Annotated in this window: 14 protein-coding genes; 10 read left to right on the forward strand and 4 right to left on the reverse strand. The window is 38.3% G+C overall.

The annotated features are described in order from the left end of the window. The first annotated feature begins 54 nt into the window (after nucleotides 1-54). A complete protein-coding gene (locus NBG71_RS09855) occupies nucleotides 55-2,217 on the forward strand; it encodes an ornithine decarboxylase (protein WP_191901510.1) in 2,163 nt (720 codons plus the stop codon). A gap of 87 nt (nucleotides 2,218-2,304) precedes the next feature. Here NBG71_RS09855 and ybbP read toward each other — a convergent pair whose 3' ends face one another. Next, nucleotides 2,305-4,746: a putative ABC transporter permease subunit YbbP gene (ybbP, locus tag NBG71_RS09860; protein ID WP_250916821.1), complete on the reverse strand. Its 2,442-nt coding sequence runs from the start codon at nucleotides 4,744-4,746 to the stop codon at nucleotides 2,305-2,307. Then, on the reverse strand, nucleotides 4,743-5,429 hold the full coding sequence (ybbA, locus tag NBG71_RS09865) for a putative ABC transporter ATP-binding protein YbbA (protein WP_075673936.1): 687 nt from the start codon (nucleotides 5,427-5,429) through the stop codon (nucleotides 4,743-4,745). The genes ybbP and ybbA overlap by 4 nt, the downstream gene beginning before the upstream one ends. Between ybbA and tesA the strand changes: the two genes are divergently transcribed. The 5 genes from tesA (at nucleotide 5,400) to NBG71_RS09890 (ending at nucleotide 9,259) form a co-directional block, all read left to right on the forward strand. Beyond that, the gene (tesA, locus tag NBG71_RS09870; protein WP_250916822.1) at nucleotides 5,400-6,029 is read left to right on the forward strand and encodes a multifunctional acyl-CoA thioesterase I/protease I/lysophospholipase L1; all 630 of its coding nucleotides are present in this window, start codon (nucleotides 5,400-5,402) and stop codon (nucleotides 6,027-6,029) included. The genes ybbA and tesA overlap by 30 nt on opposite strands. 50 nt (nucleotides 6,030-6,079) lie before the next feature. After that, complete coding sequence (locus NBG71_RS09875; protein WP_075673934.1) at nucleotides 6,080-6,865, forward strand: SDR family oxidoreductase; 786 nt, start codon at nucleotides 6,080-6,082, stop codon at nucleotides 6,863-6,865. 84 nt (nucleotides 6,866-6,949) lie between these two features. Then, nucleotides 6,950-7,807, forward strand: a complete 858-nt coding sequence (locus NBG71_RS09880; RefSeq protein WP_075673933.1) for a co-chaperone YbbN — start codon at nucleotides 6,950-6,952, stop codon at nucleotides 7,805-7,807. Nucleotides 7,808-7,844: 37 nt separating this feature from the next. Continuing rightward, on the forward strand, nucleotides 7,845-8,768 hold the full coding sequence (locus NBG71_RS09885; RefSeq protein WP_075673932.1) for an SPFH domain-containing protein: 924 nt from the start codon (nucleotides 7,845-7,847) through the stop codon (nucleotides 8,766-8,768). A 2-nt stretch (nucleotides 8,769-8,770) separates the two neighbouring features. Further along, nucleotides 8,771-9,259: an NfeD family protein gene (locus NBG71_RS09890; protein ID WP_075673931.1), complete on the forward strand. Its 489-nt coding sequence runs from the start codon at nucleotides 8,771-8,773 to the stop codon at nucleotides 9,257-9,259. On the opposite strand, the gene cueR is transcribed toward NBG71_RS09890, so the two are convergent. Next, nucleotides 9,213-9,626: a Cu(I)-responsive transcriptional regulator gene (gene cueR / locus NBG71_RS09895; RefSeq protein ID WP_075673930.1), complete on the reverse strand. Its 414-nt coding sequence runs from the start codon at nucleotides 9,624-9,626 to the stop codon at nucleotides 9,213-9,215. The two genes, NBG71_RS09890 and cueR, sit on opposite strands and share 47 nt — an antisense overlap. A gap of 132 nt (nucleotides 9,627-9,758) precedes the next feature. Between cueR and copA the strand changes: the two genes are divergently transcribed. The 4 genes from copA (at nucleotide 9,759) to ybaK (ending at nucleotide 15,977) form a co-directional block, all read left to right on the forward strand. Continuing rightward, a complete protein-coding gene (copA, locus tag NBG71_RS09900) occupies nucleotides 9,759-12,701 on the forward strand; it encodes a copper-exporting P-type ATPase CopA (protein ID WP_159242311.1) in 2,943 nt (980 codons plus the stop codon). 373 nt (nucleotides 12,702-13,074) lie between these two features. After that, nucleotides 13,075-14,544 carry a YadA C-terminal domain-containing protein gene (locus NBG71_RS09905; RefSeq protein WP_250916823.1) on the forward strand — a complete coding sequence of 490 codons (1,470 nt, stop codon included), beginning with the start codon at nucleotides 13,075-13,077 and terminating at the stop codon, nucleotides 14,542-14,544. A 109-nt stretch (nucleotides 14,545-14,653) separates the two neighbouring features. Continuing rightward, nucleotides 14,654-15,463, forward strand: a complete 810-nt coding sequence (locus NBG71_RS09910) for a TraB/GumN family protein (RefSeq protein WP_164530661.1) — start codon at nucleotides 14,654-14,656, stop codon at nucleotides 15,461-15,463. 34 nt (nucleotides 15,464-15,497) lie between these two features. Continuing rightward, nucleotides 15,498-15,977, forward strand: a complete 480-nt coding sequence (gene ybaK, locus NBG71_RS09915) for a Cys-tRNA(Pro)/Cys-tRNA(Cys) deacylase YbaK (protein ID WP_219410011.1) — start codon at nucleotides 15,498-15,500, stop codon at nucleotides 15,975-15,977. Nucleotides 15,978-16,110: 133 nt separating this feature from the next. Here ybaK and ushA read toward each other — a convergent pair whose 3' ends face one another. Continuing rightward, nucleotides 16,111-17,775 (reverse strand): bifunctional UDP-sugar hydrolase/5'-nucleotidase UshA, encoded by a 1,665-nt coding sequence (gene ushA / locus NBG71_RS09920; RefSeq protein WP_075673314.1) that lies wholly within the window; start codon nucleotides 17,773-17,775, stop codon nucleotides 16,111-16,113. Between the last annotated feature and the right edge of the window lie 215 nt (nucleotides 17,776-17,990).

A 17,990-nucleotide genomic window follows, 5' to 3' on the forward strand; every position in this document is an offset into this window, starting at 1 on the left:
TCACAACCAAGTATATTGTTCGCCAATTCTTCTATTGATAAAAATGCGAGTATAATGAAAAAAATGAAGTTGGCGTGTCACCCTACTCTTTCACACTATTTTTATTGTGAACGCCCAATTGTTGATATTGTTGATGCAAATTTAACGCAAGTGTCAACAGTAGTATTGTCGTTGTCAGATATTGAGTCTGGCGAACTATATCGCATTCATCAAACAGGCTTTCAACTCCCCGTGTTTATTGCAGTTAATCTTAATGATACAGTCAGTGCTGAATTACTTAATCAAGTTTCAGGGATTGTGATTACAGATAAAAGCGCGCATCAAAAAAATAGTGCGTTGATTAATGAAGCTGCACAGCAATATGAAAAGAGTCTGACAACACCATTTTTTTCACGCTTAGTGAATTATGTTGCCGAAAAGAACGTTGCTTTTGATTGTCCCGGCCATCAAGGCGGAGAGTTTTTCCGTCGTCATCCCGCAGGCGAACAGTTTTATCAATATTTTGGTGAGAATCTATTTCGCTCTGATCTCTGTAATGCTGATGTAGAAATGGGTGATTTACTTATTCATGAAGGTGCGCCTTATGATGCCCAAACTTTTGCAGCACAAGTGTTTAATGCCGATAAAACCTATTTTGTTTTAAATGGGACATCCTCTTCTAATAAAGTTGCTTTAAATGCCTTATTGGCACCAAATGATTTAGTGCTATTTGATAGGAATAACCATAAATCCAATCATCATGGCGCGTTAATTCAAGCGGGAGCAACACCTATTTATTTAGAAACGGCTCGTAATCCTTTTGGCTTTATCGGGGGTATAGATGCTCATTGTTTTGAGGAAAGCTATTTACGCCAACAAATCGCAGAGATTACGCCAGAACGCCAATTCGATAAACGCCCTTTCCGCTTAGCCGTTATTCAACTAGGCACTTATGACGGTACGATTTACAACGCAAGACAAGTTGTCGATAAAATTGGTCATCTTTGTGATTACATTTTATTTGATTCTGCATGGGTTGGTTATGAACAATTCATTCCGATGATGAAACAGTGTTCCCCTTTATTACTAACGCTTAATAAAGACGATCCCGGTATTTTGGTTACTCAATCCGTTCATAAGCAATTAGCGGGCTTTTCACAAACCTCGCAGATACATAAAAAAGATGCGCACCTTAAAGGGCAATCACGTTATGTTAATCATAAACGTATGAATAATGCTTTTATGATGCATGCGTCCACCAGCCCATTTTACCCCCTTTTTGCGGCTCTCGATGTCAATGCAAAAATGCATTCGGGTAAAAGTGGTGAAGCAATGTGGATGAGTTGTGTAAAACAAGGCATCGAAGCTCGTAAATCATTACTAAAACAGTGTCAGTTTATTAAGCCATTTATTCCTGAAGTAGTTGATGGACTTGCTTGGCAAGATCACGACACAAATGAAATCGCTCACGATCAACGTTTTTTCAATTTTATTCCTAATGATAATTGGCACTCCTTTGAAGGTTACGCTACCAATCAATACTTTGTTGATCCTTGCAAATTAATGCTAACAACGCCGGGGATCGATCCTCATACAGGGGAATATGAATCCTTTGGTGTGCCAGCCTCTATTTTGGCAAATTATCTACGTGAGCATGGTGTAATTCCTGAAAAAAGTGACCTTAATTCAATCTTATTTTTGCTGACTCCTGCAGAGCATCAAGCGAAATTTGATCGTTTAATCTCTTTGATTGTTCAATTTGAAAAGCACTTAGTTGAAGATGTGCCATTAGAACAAATATTGCCTTCTGTTTATCGTCGCTATCAATCTCGTTATCAAGGTTATACATTGCGTCAACTCTGTCAGGAAATGCATGATATTTGTGTCACATATAATATCAAGTTGCTGCAAAAACAGATGTTTAGAAAAAGTCATTTCCCTAAGCGAGCACTAAGTCCGCAACAAGCTAATATTGAGTTTGTTCGTGGTAATGTTGAGTTTTTACCTTTAAATAAATTAGCGGGCAGAATTGCCGCGGAAGGTGCTTTACCTTATCCACCAGGTGTCTTATGTGCTGTGCCCGGTGAAATTTGGGATGGTGCTGTTTTACGTTATTTTCAGGCACTTGAAGTCACTATTAACCAACTACCAGGTTTTTCAACTGAACTTCAAGGGGTTTATATTTATGATGAAGATGATGGCAGCAAGCGCATTTATGCTTATGTTATAAAAGAATAATTGTCTTATCTTTTCCCATAAAAATGCTGATGTTTAATAACATCAGCATTTTTATTTAACTCTATTGATAAGTCCAACTTATTTCAACTATTCACCTTGAATTCGTCGATACTGCCCTTTATCTTGCAACAGTCTGATCCCTAAGATACTGCCACATAATGAAAGTAATAGTGCAGCAACAATAGGTACGATGATCCACATTCCCCATTGCGGTTGCCAAGGGAAATTAAACACCGATATTTGTAATAAACTTAATGCAACCTCCGCACCAATCGCCGCAGCTAATCCCGCCATTAAACCTAATAATGCAAATTCAGCCCAAAGAGTCCGTCTTAATAATGACTTACCTGCGCCTAATGTTCGATATACCACTAGCTCAATACGTCGCTGTGTCATTCCTACCTGAATTTGGGCAACTAACAATAACGCACCACAGATCATTACCAATCCAACCATAATCTCCAATGCTCGACTGACTTGCTGTAAGATTTGTTGAACTTGCTGAATTAATGCGCCTGTATCTAATACGCTTACAGTTGGAAATTGCCGATTAAGTGCCGTAATTAACGTCCCTTCACCATTGTAATAAAAACTACTCATCCATTTTTCTGGCTGATTACTTAACCCTTCTTCAGAGAAGATAAAGAAGAAGTTAGGACTCATATTTTCCCAATCAACATGGCGAATGCTAGTAACAATCGACTTAAATTCACGAGTATCACCAACAAATGTTAATTCATCACCCAATTTAATTTCGAGTTGTTCAGCAACACCTTGATCAAGAGAAACACCATTTCCCACTGGAGGCCATGTTCCCTCAACAATCACGTTATCTTTTGGCAACTCGCTATGCCACGTTAAGTTAAGCTCTCGACGAACAGTGTTATTACCAGCATCACGTTTATCAGCCCACTCTTTAGCATTATTCTCATTAATCTGCGTTAAGCGCGCTAATACCACAGGAAATGCATCCGTTGGTTCAACGTTATACTTTGCCAACAAGGTATTAACTTCTTGAACTTGAGGTGCAGACATATTGATCAGAAAGTAATTAGGGCTATCTTCGGGTAACTGTTTTTGCCATTTATCTAATAAATCACCTTGGATCAGCACCAATAGTGTTAACAACATAAATGAAAGTGCAAAAGCAGCCAATTGAGTCATGGTCTGAAAAGGCTGTCGCAACAAGCGAGTTACTGCTAAGCGCGCACTGAGTTGGCGAAATTTAAACTGCTTTAACACCCACAATCCAAGCCAACCAATCCCCCCCAATAAAAAAGCAATAACAACAACACCAAATAGAATTGACCAGAGTAAAACGCCCGTTCCCGCAAAAAGCGTCAAAGCACCAACAATAATTAAGCCTACAATCGGTAAATAGTAACGAAGAGGCCAGATAGGTGCCGTGGTATCACTTCTTAATACACGAGAAGGTTGTGTCGCCATTAGTTGATAATAAGGTCTTAATCCTGTTAATAAAGCTATTAACAACAAGGAACCCACTGACCATACCCATGGTAAGAAACTCGCTTCAGGTAAACTTTTAGGTAACACTGGTGCTAAAATTTGTAGCAATATTGCCTCAAAAACAAGCCCGACTAATGAGCCTACAACAATAGCACCAATTAAGATCACCCCCCACTGCCCAACGATCCACTTTCTCAATGCCCGTTTATCTGCACCTAGTGTTTTTAATACCGCGATTAAGGTATGACGAGTCCGGCAATAATGAGCCATTGAAACAGCAACCGCTGATATAGCAAGCAATAATGTCAATAGAGCTGATAGCAAAAGAAAGTTTTTTGCACGCTCCATTGATTGTGAAAGTGCCCCGCTATCTTGTTTTAAACTATTCCAACGCTGATCTGGCTTTAATAGTGGGTCGAAGCGTTGCTGATAACTATCAATCACCGCTTCATCGCCCGCAAACATATAGCGATAAGTCAGGCGGCTTCCGGGTTGCACAGCTCCAGTTGCTTCCACATCATCAAGATTAATTAAAATACGGGGGGCGATTTGAAAAGGATTAAACCCACTGTCTGGCTCTTGAATTAATACACCACTGATAGTAAATGAAGCATCGCCTACATCAATATTATCGCCGACTTTTATATCAAGTAATTCAAGTAATCTAGCACCAACAAGGGCCGTCCCTTTTTCAGGCTTTAAGCCTGCTGGCTCTGTTTCTAACTCACCATACAATGGATATAAATTATCTGCGGCTTTCACCAACGCAAGCTGAGGTGTATCACCTTCAGGCGCATAAGACATGGTAGTAAATTGCATTTGACGGCTGAGGGTTAACCCTTCCTTCTTCGCCTCAGCAAGCCAGTTTTCATCAACAGGATAAGATGCACGTAAGACTAAATCACCAGCGATCAAATCGCGGCTTTGAGCATAAATGCTTTTATCGATGCGATCACCTATCCGCCCTAAAGCGAGCACACAAGCAACTGCCAGCGCTAAAGAAAGCCAAACAATTAATAATGCAGGAGAACGCCATTCACGCCAAAACCAACGCCAAATCATGACTCCTCCTTAAGTTGTCCATCAACTAATCGTAATCGTCTTTGACAACGAGCAGCTAGCTCATTGTCATGAGTCACTAAAATCAAGGTTGTTGCATAATCTCGGTTAAGAGAGAACAACAAGTCAGCAATTTTATCACCAGTTTTACGATCAAGGTTCCCTGTTGGTTCATCCGCAAAAAGAATGGCAGGTTGAGTACAAAATGCTCTTGCTAATGCAACGCGCTGTTGCTCACCGCCAGAAAGTTGTGCTGGCATATGGTATAAACGTTCACCTAATCCTAATAGCTTAAGTAAATCAACTGCACGCGCATGGCTGTGCTTTTCTGACTCACCTTTTAATAATGCAGGCAACTGCACATTTTCGAGTGCATTCAATGTTGGGATCAACATAAATGATTGAAAAACAAAACCAACATGTTGAGCACGCAATTTGGCACGCGCTTCTTCATTCATTTTTGTGAGATCTTCACCCATCAAATGCACACTGCCAGAGGTGCCATCATCTAATCCAGCGATGATCCCTAGCAATGTCGATTTACCTGATCCTGACTCACCAATTAACGCAATTGTTTGTGCAGGCTCGACAACTAACTCAACACCCTGCAATATAGAGATCTGACTATCACCTTGTCCTACTTGTTTGGTTAACTGATGAACTTCAAGAACCTTTTCCGTCGACATACATTTTTCCTTATCGTTATGATGATGTTTAGCTTTAAGGCAATTGCTGCTGATACCTTTTTGATCTTTGGTGACAGCTTGAGTGCAGGATACCGTCTTCCAATTGAAAGCGCATGGCCACAACGCCTTGCTGATAAATGGAAAACAACCTACCCTGATATTAATGTTATTAATGCAAGCATTAGTGGTGAAACAGCCTTTCAGGGACAAAATAGGCTTCCTGATTTATTAAAACAGCATCAACCACGCTGGGTTTTAATTGAATTAGGTGCAAATGATGGTTTACAGGGATACCCTGTTGCACAAACAAAAGAGGCATTACAAAACATCATTACACAAGTGAAAGATGCCGGTGCAACGCCACTTTTTATGCAAATAATGATTTCACCTAATTACGGTAAACGTTATACACAATCATTTTCAGCTATCTATCCAAAACTCGCTGAAGATAATGCGCTTCCTCTGCTTCCTTTTTATATGGAGAAAATCGCTGATAAGCCTGAGTGGATGCAAAATGACAGCATACACCCCAATGAAGATGCTCAGCCTTTTATTACGCAGTGGATGGATGAAACATTATCCCCTTACCTAACACGTTAGACTATTCTGACAGTAGTTGACGTAGATTAAACGAGATTAATTGTAAAATTATGCAAAAAACGGTATTGATTACAGGAAGTTCCAGTGGAATAGGACTCTGTGCAGCAAAAGCACTACAGAAAAGAGGCTATCGAGTTCTTGCTGCTTGCCGTAAAGGTGAAGACCTTGAACGCATGGAAACACTGGGATTAGAACCTATTCATCTTGACCTTGATGATCCAAAAAGTGTTGAAAATGCAGCACTAGAAGTTATTCGCCTGACAAACGGTCGTTTATATGGATTATTTAATAATGGCGGATTTGGTGTTTATGGCCCATTAGATGCCATTACTCGCCAACAAATGGAAAAACAGTTTTCGACTAACTTTTTTGGTTTACATCAGCTTACTACATTACTTCTACCTGCAATGTTACCTCATGGAGAAGGACGCATTATTCAAACGAGTTCTGTAATGGGGATTATCTCAACGCCAGGTCGAGGTGCTTATGCAGCCAGTAAATATGCTGTAGAAGCATGGTCTGATGCGCTAAGAATGGAAATAGCGCATACTGGAGTCAAGGTGAGTTTAATAGAGCCAGGCCCAATACGAACTTGTTTCACTGAGAATGTCGCTCAAGCTGAAAAAGATAAACCTGTAAAAAATCCGGGGATTGCGAGTCGTTTCACATTAACGCCTGAAGATGTCGTGAAAAAGCTCATTCATGCTTTAGAAAGCCCAAAACCTAAGATACGTTATCCCGTAACCTTATTAACTTACGCTGTCAGAATACTAAAGCGCTTTCTACCTGATATTTTAATGGATACAATTCTCAGTCGCCAGAGTGGCAAGGCTTGATTTTTCAGTATCCACCCTTACTTATTAATAAAATAGCTTTATAAATCGCATCTATATTTAAAACTCTCAAAAAGGGACAAGCTAATGTTAGCAACTGCACATATTGTTGATGTAAATGAATCAAATATTCAACAAATTATAGAACAATCCATGACGAAACCGGTCATGATGTACTTCTATTCAGAACGTAGCCCTCATTGTGCAGAGCTTGGCGCAACATTAGATAAACTGGCAGCCGAATTTGCTGATCAATTTATTTTGGCAAAATTGGATTGTGATGTTGAACAAATGATTGCCTCACAGTTTGGTCTACGTGCTATTCCAACAGTTTATATATTGCAAGAAGGTCGCCCAGTTGATGGTTTCCAAGGCCCTCAACCTGAAGAAGCAATTCGCCAAGTTTTAGCCAATGTATTACCTAAACCAGAAGAGTTGAAAGCGGCACAAGCCGCACAATTACTTTCTGAAGGAAAAGCAGAAGATGCTTTACCTCTGCTAAAAGAAGCGCATCAACTCGCACCTAAAAATAGTGAAATTACGCTTGCGCTAGCAGGTGCTTTAATTTCTTTAAATAAAAATGAAGAAGCTCAAACCTTGTTAACGACTATCCCATTACAAGATCAAGATAGTTACTACCACAGTTTGTTAGCGCAAATTGAATTACAAAAACAGGCTGCTGATACGCCTGAAATTCAACAGTTACAAAACGATTTTAATCAACAGCCTGAAAATACCGATCTTGCTATTCAGCTTGCACTAAAATTACATGAAGTTGCTCGTAATGAAGAAGCGTTAGAATTGCTATTTAGCTTTATCAAAAAAGATCTAAATGCAGGTGACGGGCAAGTTAAGAAAACCCTGATGGATATTTTATCAGCATTAGGTACTAATGATAATTTGGCGTCTAAATATCGTCGCATGGTGTATTCTTTACTTTATTAATTTTATTTTCTTATTAGAGCAGATTTAGGACAGGTATATGGAAATAGGCATTGGTATTATCATCTTATTCGCTATTATTTTAGTTTTATGTGGTGTTAAAACCGTTCCACAGGGTTATCAGTGGACTGTCGAACGTTTTGGTCGTTACACTCGTACTCTGGCCCCTGGTCTTCAAATCCTTATACCTTTTGTCGATCGTATTGGGCGCCGTATCAACATGATGGAGCAAGTGCTTGATATTCCTTCTCAAGAAGTCATTTCTCGTGATAACGCCAACGTCAGCATCGATGCCGTCTGCTTTATTCAAGTGATCGACCCTGTAAAAGCTGCTTATGAAGTCAATAATCTTGAGCTTGCCATTATTAATTTAACACTCACTAATATTCGTACAGTGTTAGGTTCAATGGAGCTTGATGAAATTCTTTCTCAGCGTGACCAAATCAATAGTCGCCTGTTACTGATTGTCGATGATGCAACAAACCCTTGGGGTATCAAAATTACCCGTATCGAAATTCGTGATGTCCGCCCACCAAAAGAATTGATTTCTGCAATGAATGCGCAGATGAAAGCTGAGCGAACTAAACGTGCCGACATTCTTGAAGCTGAAGGTATTCGTCAAGCTGCTATCTTGAAAGCTGAAGGTGAGAAACAAGGGCAAATTCTGAAGGCTGAAGGTGAGCGTCAATCTGCATTCTTACAAGCAGAAGCCCGTGAACGTGCAGCAGAAGCTGAAGCTAAGGCAACACAAATGGTATCTGAGGCCATCGCAAAAGGTGATATGCAAGCAATTAACTACTTTGTTGCTCAAAAATATACTGATGCGCTGTCTCAAATTGGTTCAGCTAATAACAGTAAAGTTATTATGATGCCACTAGAAGCAAGTAATCTTATGGGTGCTATTGGCGGTATTTCTGAATTACTCAATACCAAAAAAAGTGACTCAGGCAACAAGAGCAATTAATTATGATTGAATGGATTAGTGCTCAACCTGCACTTTTCTGGCTTTGTCTTGGTGGTTTGCTGTTAATTACAGAAATGTTAGGAACAGCAGGATACCTTTTATGGTCAGGAATGGCTGCTCTATGTGTATCGTTGATCACATGGATATTGCCTATTAGCTGGCCTATTCAAGGTGTTTTATTTGCGATATTAACAGTTATTAGTGCTATTTTTTGGCACCTTTGGCTTAAACGCAGAAAACAATCAAAAGAAGCCGAGAACTTAAATCAGAAAAGTCATCAACTAATTGGTGTTCATGCTGTTTTATTATCAGATACGGAAAACGGTTTTAGTCGCGTTAAATTAGCTGATGGTAGTTGGCGTGTTTATTCAGACACGCCATTACTTGCAGGCGATAAGGTAACAGTAACCGAGATTGATGGTATTACCTTACGAGTGATTGCACTTAAACCGGCTGTTTCTGGTGATGACATCCCCCCGACAAATGATTGATGATCGGGCAATCTGCTCCATCATCACCGGGACATTCGCTGGCCAACAAAAGTAATCGCTGGCGAATGGCATTAAGCTCATTAATTGTTTTCTCAATTTCAGCCACTTTTTTTAAGGTGGCTTCTTTCACGTCTGAACTATGACGAGAAGGATTTCTTAGCAACATTAATAAAGCTCGGCACTCTTCTAAACTAAAGCCAACTTCTCTTGCTTGGCGCAATAATGTTAATTCTTCAATATGTTGAGCCTGATAATAACGATAACCGTTTTCACCTCTTCCCGGTGGGGTTATCAAATCTTTTTCTTCATAAAACCGAATAGCTTTAGCCGTTAATCCTGTTTTACTTGCGATTTCACTAATATTCAAAATTCCCCCTTGACCTTCCCCTTGCGGAAAGGTTTAGCCTTTATCTCTGATAAGAAAAAACCTTTAAAGAAAGCAAGTTACCGAATATTGCGCAATAATAGAGGTAACGCTTTTATGACGGAGATAATTAACATGGCAAAAACTATAATACTCTCATTGAAAGGACTTTCATGCTCTCACTGTGTCAACAGTGTAAAAAAAGCACTTGATGCTCGCAATGACATAGAGCAGGCAATTGTGACTATTCAATACGCTAAAATTGACAGCGATGCAACTGCTGAAAGCTTAATCAAAACAATTGAAGATGCAGGATATGAAGCAAGTGTTGCAACACAACCTGATGTAAAATTAAGCCTAAGCGGACTTAACTGCATGAAGTGTGTTGGTAAAACTGAAAAAGCATTATTAGCTGTTGAAGGTGTTGCAGCCGTTAATGTAACAAAAGAGTCAGCTGAAATCTTTGGTGACGCAGATGCGGATACTTTAATTTCAGCGATTACGGCTGAAGGTTTTCAAGCAAGTTTAGCGCCTGCTGATAACATAATTCACTTAACTCTATCGGGCTTAAATTGTGGTCACTGTGTCGGTTCAGTTAAAAAAGCACTAGAAAATACTGCGGGTGTTGAAACAGCTGAAGTTGAATTAACACATGCTAAAGTGACTGGTTCTGCAACCGCTGAAACCTTAATTACCGCTATTACAGAAGCGGGTTTTGAAGCTCAACTAGCTGGTACTGATTTCCCAAAAACTGAGCCGCTGACGCAAACGCATGCACAACTGGAAGCATCGTCAGCGGCTGTTTGTGATATTCCAGTTGAGAATGCTGATATTGATAATAACGTTGAAATCGATACTAACGATGACGACAGTGTTCAGCTTTTAATTGATGGTATGACTTGTGCGAGTTGCGTAAACAAGGTTCATAAAGCATTACAATCCGTTGATGGCGTTGAAAATGTGCGAGTGAATCTAGCTGAACGTAGTGCATTAGTAACGGGTGACATCGACCATGATGCACTTGTGACTGCCATTGAAAAAGCAGGTTATGGCGCTGAAATTATTCAAGACGATGTAAAACGCAGAGAACGTCAGCAAGAAGTTGCTGTTGCTAATATGAAGCGTTTTCGCTGGCAAGCTGCGTTGGCCTTAGCTGTTGGTATTCCTGTCATGATTTGGGGAATGATCGGCGATAATATGATGCTAACAGAGGCCAATCACAGCATCTGGTTAGGTATTGGTATTGCGACACTGTTTGTTATGGTTGTTGCTGGTGGTCATTTCTATCGTAGCGCATGGCAGAGTTTAAAAAACCGCAGTGCAACAATGGATACTCTCGTTGCATTAGGAACAGGAACAGCCTGGCTCTATTCCATTACCGTAAACCTATGGCCAGAAGTGTTCCCGGCTCAAGCTCGACATCTCTATTATGAAGCTAGTGCGATGATTATCGGGTTAATCAATCTGGGACATATGCTTGAGCAAAGAGCGCGCCAGCGTTCATCTAAAGCGCTAGAACGACTATTAGATTTAACTCCACCAACAGCAAGAGTGATAACTGAAAACGGTGAAGTCGAAATGCCATTGGCTGATGTTAAACAAGGAATGACTTTACGTTTAGCAACAGGTGATAAAGTACCCGTTGATGGTGAAATTATCCAAGGTGAAGTGTGGATGGATGAGGCTATGCTAACAGGCGAGCCAATTCCACAGCAAAAAACAGTGGGTGACACTATTCATGCCGGAACAACCGTACAAGATGGCTCTGTTCTTTTTAAAGCTGCAGCAGTGGGAAGTAAAACAACACTGGCTCGTATTATTAAATTAGTTCGTCAAGCGCAAAGCAGTAAACCTGAAATAGGTCAATTAGCGGATAAAATCTCGGGTGTATTTGTACCTGTCGTTGTCGCTATTGCGCTTGTTGCAGGAGCTATTTGGTATTTCTTTGGCCCTTCTCCACAAATTACCTATGCACTTGTGATTATCACAACTGTTCTTATCATCGCTTGCCCTTGTGCTTTAGGTCTAGCGACACCTATGTCCATTATTTCGGGTGTCGGTCGTGCTGCTGAATATGGTGTGTTAGTTCGTGATGCAGATGCACTACAACAAGCCAGTAATCTAGATACTTTAGTCTTTGATAAAACAGGAACACTGACAGAAGGTATGCCTCAGGTCACTGAAATTCATACTTTCAATCAAGTAGATGACACTCAAGCACTTGCATTGGCGGCATCACTGGAAAATGGTTCTAATCACCCATTAGCTAAAGCCATTTTAACGCGCGCTGAATGTATTGATTTACCAGAAGTAAACAATTTCCGTACATTAGCTGGTATGGGATTAAGTGGTGAAATCAAGGGTAAAACAGTACTTTTAGGTAACCCTAAATTGATGCTCGAATCAGGTGTTAATATTAATGAAGTTAATTCTCTGATTGATACACAAGCAGCTAAAGGTGTTACACCGGTTTTATTAGCACTAGATGGCAAAATTGCGGCATTACTTTCTATTCGTGATCCTCTTAGAGATGATACCGTAAGTGCATTACAGCGTTTACATAATCAAGGTTATCGACTCGTGATGTTAACGGGAGATAATCCAATTACTGCCAATGCAATTGCAAAAGAAGCGGGTATTGATCAGGTTATTGCGGGAGTGATGCCAGAAGGTAAAGCTCAAGCGATTACTGAGCTTCAAGCTGAAGGACGTCGTGTTGCAATGGTTGGAGATGGTATTAACGATGCCCCAGCATTAGCCAAAGCGGATGTCGGTATTGCAATGGGAGGTGGTAGTGATATTGCCATTGAAACAGCAGCAATCACGTTGATGCGTCACAGTTTACATGGTGTTGCTGATGCTGTTGAAATTTCAAAAGGTACACTACGTAATATGAAACAAAACCTTTTTGGTGCCTTTGTCTATAATAGCTTAGGTATTCCTATTGCAGCGGGCGTTCTCTATCCCTTCACCGGCACGCTGTTAAATCCAGTTGTTGCAGGTGCAGCAATGGCATTGTCTTCAATTACCGTTGTGAGTAATGCGAATCGCTTGTTACGATTCAAACCCAAGCAATAATACTTAATAATATATTAAGCATTTCCCTGAAACCTCTTTTACTTATTAGCTAAAGAGGTTTTTTATTATCTTATTTTTGACTTCTTATTTAATGATTTTTAACTTTATCAAAAGGTTAAAAAAAAGCCGATATTACTATCGGCCAGTCAAAGAGGAATTTCTCATTATACAAGAGAGTCATCACTCCGCCCTCTTAGCGCTAGAATAGCAATATATTATAATTTTTTCATTAACTTTATTATTCATATATAAAATTAAATATTTATATAAAATAGCCATAAAAATATTTTAAAAGATATTATTATTGCCAGTGTGTTTTTCTGAATTTAAAATTAAAAAGTAACAAAGGAATATATATCAAAAGGAATTAATCATGAAATTAAAAAACACCACCCTATTTTGCTTATCTTTAATTTATTCTATAAATGCTTTTTCTGTTTCAGAAACAACAACCGATAAAAACATTATTTTACTTGAAAACAGCCATCTTGCAAATAATCACCCTAACAACACCGATTCTAATTCTACATATCTAAACTCACATCCCATGAAAAATGACATTACTAGACCTATTTTTGATGAATTTGTAAGTGATATATATATCTATCATGATGTCGAAGCATCTTCAAAAAAACATATTGAAGTCATCAAAATCACAGATGAAATAATAAAGATGATGAATGAAGAAATAAAAAAAAACGTATCTCAAGAAAATACAAATATAAATATAGAGAAAGTTCTCATCACAGATAACCAAAGAGGTAATAACTCACTAAAGTTAGATAGTATGTCGCCTGATTTTAAAACAGCGATATTGAATTATCTTTCTAACTTTTCAGAACAAAAAGAAAATATATATTCCGGATTAAAAGAAACGATTTCTTTTAATAAAAATAAAATAGATGACATCATTAAGAAACCTATTGAAATCCAAAGACATTACCAACCAAGCTCGAAACTTAGTGAGCTAAATGCAAATATAGAAAGAGGAATGAAAGTTCCACCTCATTCAAAAGAAATAATTTTCAAACTAGAAGAGAGTGTTGTAGAAAAGTTTGCAAATGTTGAGAAAAAAAGAACCGAAGACAATCGAGAAAGACAAAAAACTGATAATGAATTAAATGAAAAAATACATCATACAATAGCTAAACTAGATCAACATGCAAATGAAATCAATGATAACAAAAATAGAATAGAGACTAAAAATAATACTATTCAAAGTAATATTGAAAACAATAAAACCCAAATCGACAATAACAAAAGCAACATCAGCATCAATAAAAACAATATTGCCACTAATAAAAATGACATTATTACCAACAAAACTGACATTGACATTAACAAAGATAATATTACCAGCAATAGAAACAAAATAAACACCAACTCGAGCGATATCAAAGCTAATAAAGAAAATATCGAAACCAACAAAGAAGGTATTGATAATATTAAAGAAAAATATATTGATAATCTAAATATTAATGGGAGTAATCTTTCATTAAAAAATCATTTTTCTACTCTTTATATTGAGCAATCAGTAGCAAGAAATGAATTTAAAGATCTAAAAACTAATTTTGAACATTTTAAATCAGATACTCAAAACCGCTTTTATAAAGTTGAGAAACGTGCCAATCAAGGTATTGCTTCTGTAGCCGCAATGAGTAATTTACCTTTTACTGATTCTGCCACATTTAGTACTGCTATTGGCATTGGTAATTATCGTAATGCAACAGCGCTTGCTTGGGGTATGCAATACCGTATTAACGAAAATATTAAAGTGAGAGCCTCTACCGCATGGAATGAATCAAATTGGGTCTCAGCAGGTGGTGTTGGCATAAGCTGGTAAATAACGTAAAAACAGCGAAAGCTAAGTAAAGCTTAGTTTTCGTTGTTTCATTCCAGTTCAAATCCGTTATGCTAAAACTTTGCGATTCTATACTCAAAGGAGCATATCAATGACGGGTATTTTTCAGAAAATCAAACATTGGGTAGGAATAAAAAATACGGTCCATTACCCTTATCCCGCTGTTGATATTACGTTGCCTAATAATATCTCTTTACACCTTGTGGGTAGTATCCATATGGGTGTTCCTACAATGTCACCGCTCTCCAACGTGCTTATCAACGAAATAAAAAATGCAGATGCTATTATTGTTGAAGCTGATATTTCAACTGACGTTCAACCTTTTGACCAAGCATCCCTTTTTAGAGAGTCACTAGAAACACGCTTAAATACTCCTCTATTTTCTCAAGTGACACGCCATTGTGAAGATCTCTCCCTCTCGCTTTATCAACTTGAGAATAAACCTCTTTGGCAAATTGCTTTGATTTTACAATCTACCCAAGCGATGCAACTTGGATTACAACCACAATACGGCGTTGATTATCAAGTTATCCAACATGCTAATGAACACAAAAAAAAGATTATTGAACTCGAAGGCATTGAGAGTCAGGTCGCATTATTATTGAGTTTTCCTGAGGATGGTCAGCAATTACTCGAAGACACATTAAAAAATTGGCACGAAAACGCACGTACATTGCAAATCATGATCAATTGGTGGTTAAATTATAATAGTAGAGAAAAACAACCGCCTTTACCGAATACCTTTAGTAAAGCTGTATTTGATATTTTAATGGAAAGCCGTAACCAAAAATGGGTAAGCATATTATCAAAATTACCGGCTGGTCGTTATGTAGTGACTGTAGGTGCCCTTCATTTATTTGGTGAAGAGAATTTGATCGATTTATTAACGCACCAAGAATAAAAATATTGTTCTAACCTTATAAGTAGGAATAGCTATGACTCCCGCTGTAAATTTACTGGAAAAACAAAAAATCAAATTTACCCTTCATCCTTATGAGCATGATGCTAATGTCCATAATTTTGGTGATGAAGCTGTTGAAAAATTAGGTTTAGATAATCGCCAAGTATTCAAAACACTGTTAGTTTCTTTAAATGGTGATGCTAAGAATCTTGCTGTTGCAGTAACACCGATTTCTGGTCAGTTAGACTTAAAACTCGTTGCTAAGTGCTTTAAGGCAAAAAAAGCAGATATGGCAGATCCACAGATTGCACAAAAAGTAACGGGTTATTTAGTGGGCGGAATAAGCCCATTAGGTCAGAAAAAACGCCTACCGACAGTAATTGATGAACAAGCCCTTGAATTTAACACTATCTTTGTTTCTGGTGGCAAACGTGGTTTAGATATTGAATTATCAGCAAAAGATTTAGGTTCTGTATTAGGTGCTCAATTTGCACTTATTCGTAAAGAATCATAATGATTAATGATTAATGATTAATGATTTTTTATTTTAAGGCACATCCTCAAAATAAGAAATTAACGTAATTTAAACCTAAAATAAAAGGCGACATTAATGCCGCCTTTTTCTATATCAGCAAGATTTACTGAGCTTATTTTTTATAAACGATCTCACCTTTAGGTTCGAAATCAGCAGCTTTCAATGGAGAATGTGCTTCGATATAACCTTTTAATACTTCAGCATCAACAAAACCAGTATTTACATATGCAGGGTGAACATCAATCTTAGGATAACCATCACCACCAATACCGTTAAAGTTTAATGTCGCCATGCGGTAAGACTTAGTTTTATCTAATGGTTTACCAGCAATTTTAACATCGCTAACTTTGCAGTCTGCGTCTACAGTTAAGCTAACATTGTAGAATTGTGCGTAAGCACCAGAGTCTACTTTCATACATGCAACAGCTGACAGATAAGGCTCGACTTCTTCACCTTTAAAATCAACATAAACCAGTTCGTTCGCAAATGGTTGTACTTTCAGTACATCTTTATAAGTAATATCACCAGATTCAATAGAATCACGGACACCACCACCACTCATAATGGCAAAGTCTGCATTTGCACGTTCAGCTTGAGCTGATAATAATAGACGTGCCATATTAGTTTGAACAAAGCGAACTTTACTACGATCACCCTCTAATTTACCAACAACCTCACCCACTTTAACATTCAATTGCTCGCCACCTTTTTCTTGGTAAGGCGTCAGCAGTTTCATCATTTCAGGGTTGTGAGGAATTTCTTTTGTATAGTAAACAAGCTCAGTTGTACCGTCGTCTTTCTTCACTTTTTGATTTAAGTTGATTGGGATTAATTGGTAATGTTTTAACGTGAATTCACCATTACGGAATTCGAAGTCTGCACGACCAACATATTTACCCCATTCATGAGCCTGAACAATCCATGTACCATTTTGGTTATCTGGTGCACAAGGTGTTCCTGGCACATAATCAGCTTGTTTGTAGTTTTTGTTCTCTTGAGACATACAAACTGGATCTTGTGAGTGACCACCCACAATCATATCAAGGTAACCTTTTGGTAATGCACGAGCCATTTCCACATCACCCGGTGCATTAGAGCCATGATTACCATCATCGTAGTGACCCATATGAGTTGCTGCAATAATAATGTCTGGCTTTTCCGTTGTACGCAGCTCTTCTACCACTTTTTTAGCTTCATCAGAAGGTTTGCGGAATTCGGTATCAGGAAAGTTCGCTGGGTTACCAATACGTACGGTATCATCCGTTGTTAAACCTAATACTGCAATTTTGACACCTTGCTTATCAAAAATGGTGTAAGGCTTGAATAAACGCTCACCCGTACTTTTTTGATAAATATTTGCAGATAAGAATGGGAATGTTGCCCATTTCTCTTGTTGGCGTAAAACATCTAATGGATTGTCGAATTCATGGTTACCCAGTGCCATTGCATCATAACCCACAAGATTCATACCTTTAAAATCAGGTTCTGCATCTTGTAAATCAGATTCTGGGACACCGGTATTGATATCACCACCAGATAACAGCAGTACGCTACCGCCTTTTTTAGCCACTTCATTACGAATATCATCAACAACCGTTTTTTGTGCCGCTAAACCATATTCGCCACGATCGTTATGCCAGAAATGTCCATGGTGATCATTGGTATGCAAAATAGTAATTTCGTAGGTTTTATCCTTTTCCCATGCCTGAGACATCGCAGGCGCCATCGCTAAAGAAACTGTTAATGCGCATGCTGATAATTTAAAAGATAAGCTCATGGTATATCCCCATGTATATTATTTATTGAGAAGGTTCTGCCATGGTTCTACTGTAGAAAAAGAAGACAGAAGTTAAATACTTTTGCTGTATTTTATGACGTAGGTTATATAATTTTTTTATTATTTCATTGATCCAATAGTTTTTTTGAGACATGAATCAAACTCTATTTCTCACAAAAGCACTCAACTCTAAATAGATGTAAACTAGACCAATA

Source organism: Proteus sp. FZP2095 (assembly GCF_023701425.1).
GTDB classification, from domain to species: Bacteria; Pseudomonadota; Gammaproteobacteria; order Enterobacterales; family Enterobacteriaceae; genus Proteus; species Proteus cibarius.

Bases quoted from the DNA above. Each gene is read 5' to 3' on its own strand.
- NBG71_RS09855 (WP_191901510.1), top strand. From the start codon at position 55: ATGAAAAAAATGAAGTTGGCGTGTCACCCTACTCTTTCACACTATTTT.
- ybbP (WP_250916821.1), bottom strand. From the start codon at position 4,746: ATGATTTGGCGTTGGTTTTGGCGTGAATGGCGTTCTCCTGCATTATTA.
- tesA (WP_250916822.1), top strand. From the start codon at position 5,400: ATGAACTTCAAGAACCTTTTCCGTCGACATACATTTTTCCTTATCGTT.
- ybbA (WP_075673936.1), bottom strand. From the start codon at position 5,429: ATGTCGACGGAAAAGGTTCTTGAAGTTCATCAGTTAACCAAACAAGTA.
- NBG71_RS09875 (WP_075673934.1), top strand. From the start codon at position 6,080: ATGCAAAAAACGGTATTGATTACAGGAAGTTCCAGTGGAATAGGACTC.
- NBG71_RS09880 (WP_075673933.1), top strand. From the start codon at position 6,950: ATGTTAGCAACTGCACATATTGTTGATGTAAATGAATCAAATATTCAA.
- NBG71_RS09885 (WP_075673932.1), top strand. From the start codon at position 7,845: ATGGAAATAGGCATTGGTATTATCATCTTATTCGCTATTATTTTAGTT.
- NBG71_RS09890 (WP_075673931.1), top strand. From the start codon at position 8,771: ATGATTGAATGGATTAGTGCTCAACCTGCACTTTTCTGGCTTTGTCTT.
- copA (WP_159242311.1), top strand. From the start codon at position 9,759: ATGGCAAAAACTATAATACTCTCATTGAAAGGACTTTCATGCTCTCAC.
- NBG71_RS09905 (WP_250916823.1), top strand. From the start codon at position 13,075: ATGAAATTAAAAAACACCACCCTATTTTGCTTATCTTTAATTTATTCT.
- NBG71_RS09910 (WP_164530661.1), top strand. From the start codon at position 14,654: ATGACGGGTATTTTTCAGAAAATCAAACATTGGGTAGGAATAAAAAAT.
- ybaK (WP_219410011.1), top strand. From the start codon at position 15,498: ATGACTCCCGCTGTAAATTTACTGGAAAAACAAAAAATCAAATTTACC.
- ushA (WP_075673314.1), bottom strand. From the start codon at position 17,775: ATGAGCTTATCTTTTAAATTATCAGCATGCGCATTAACAGTTTCTTTA.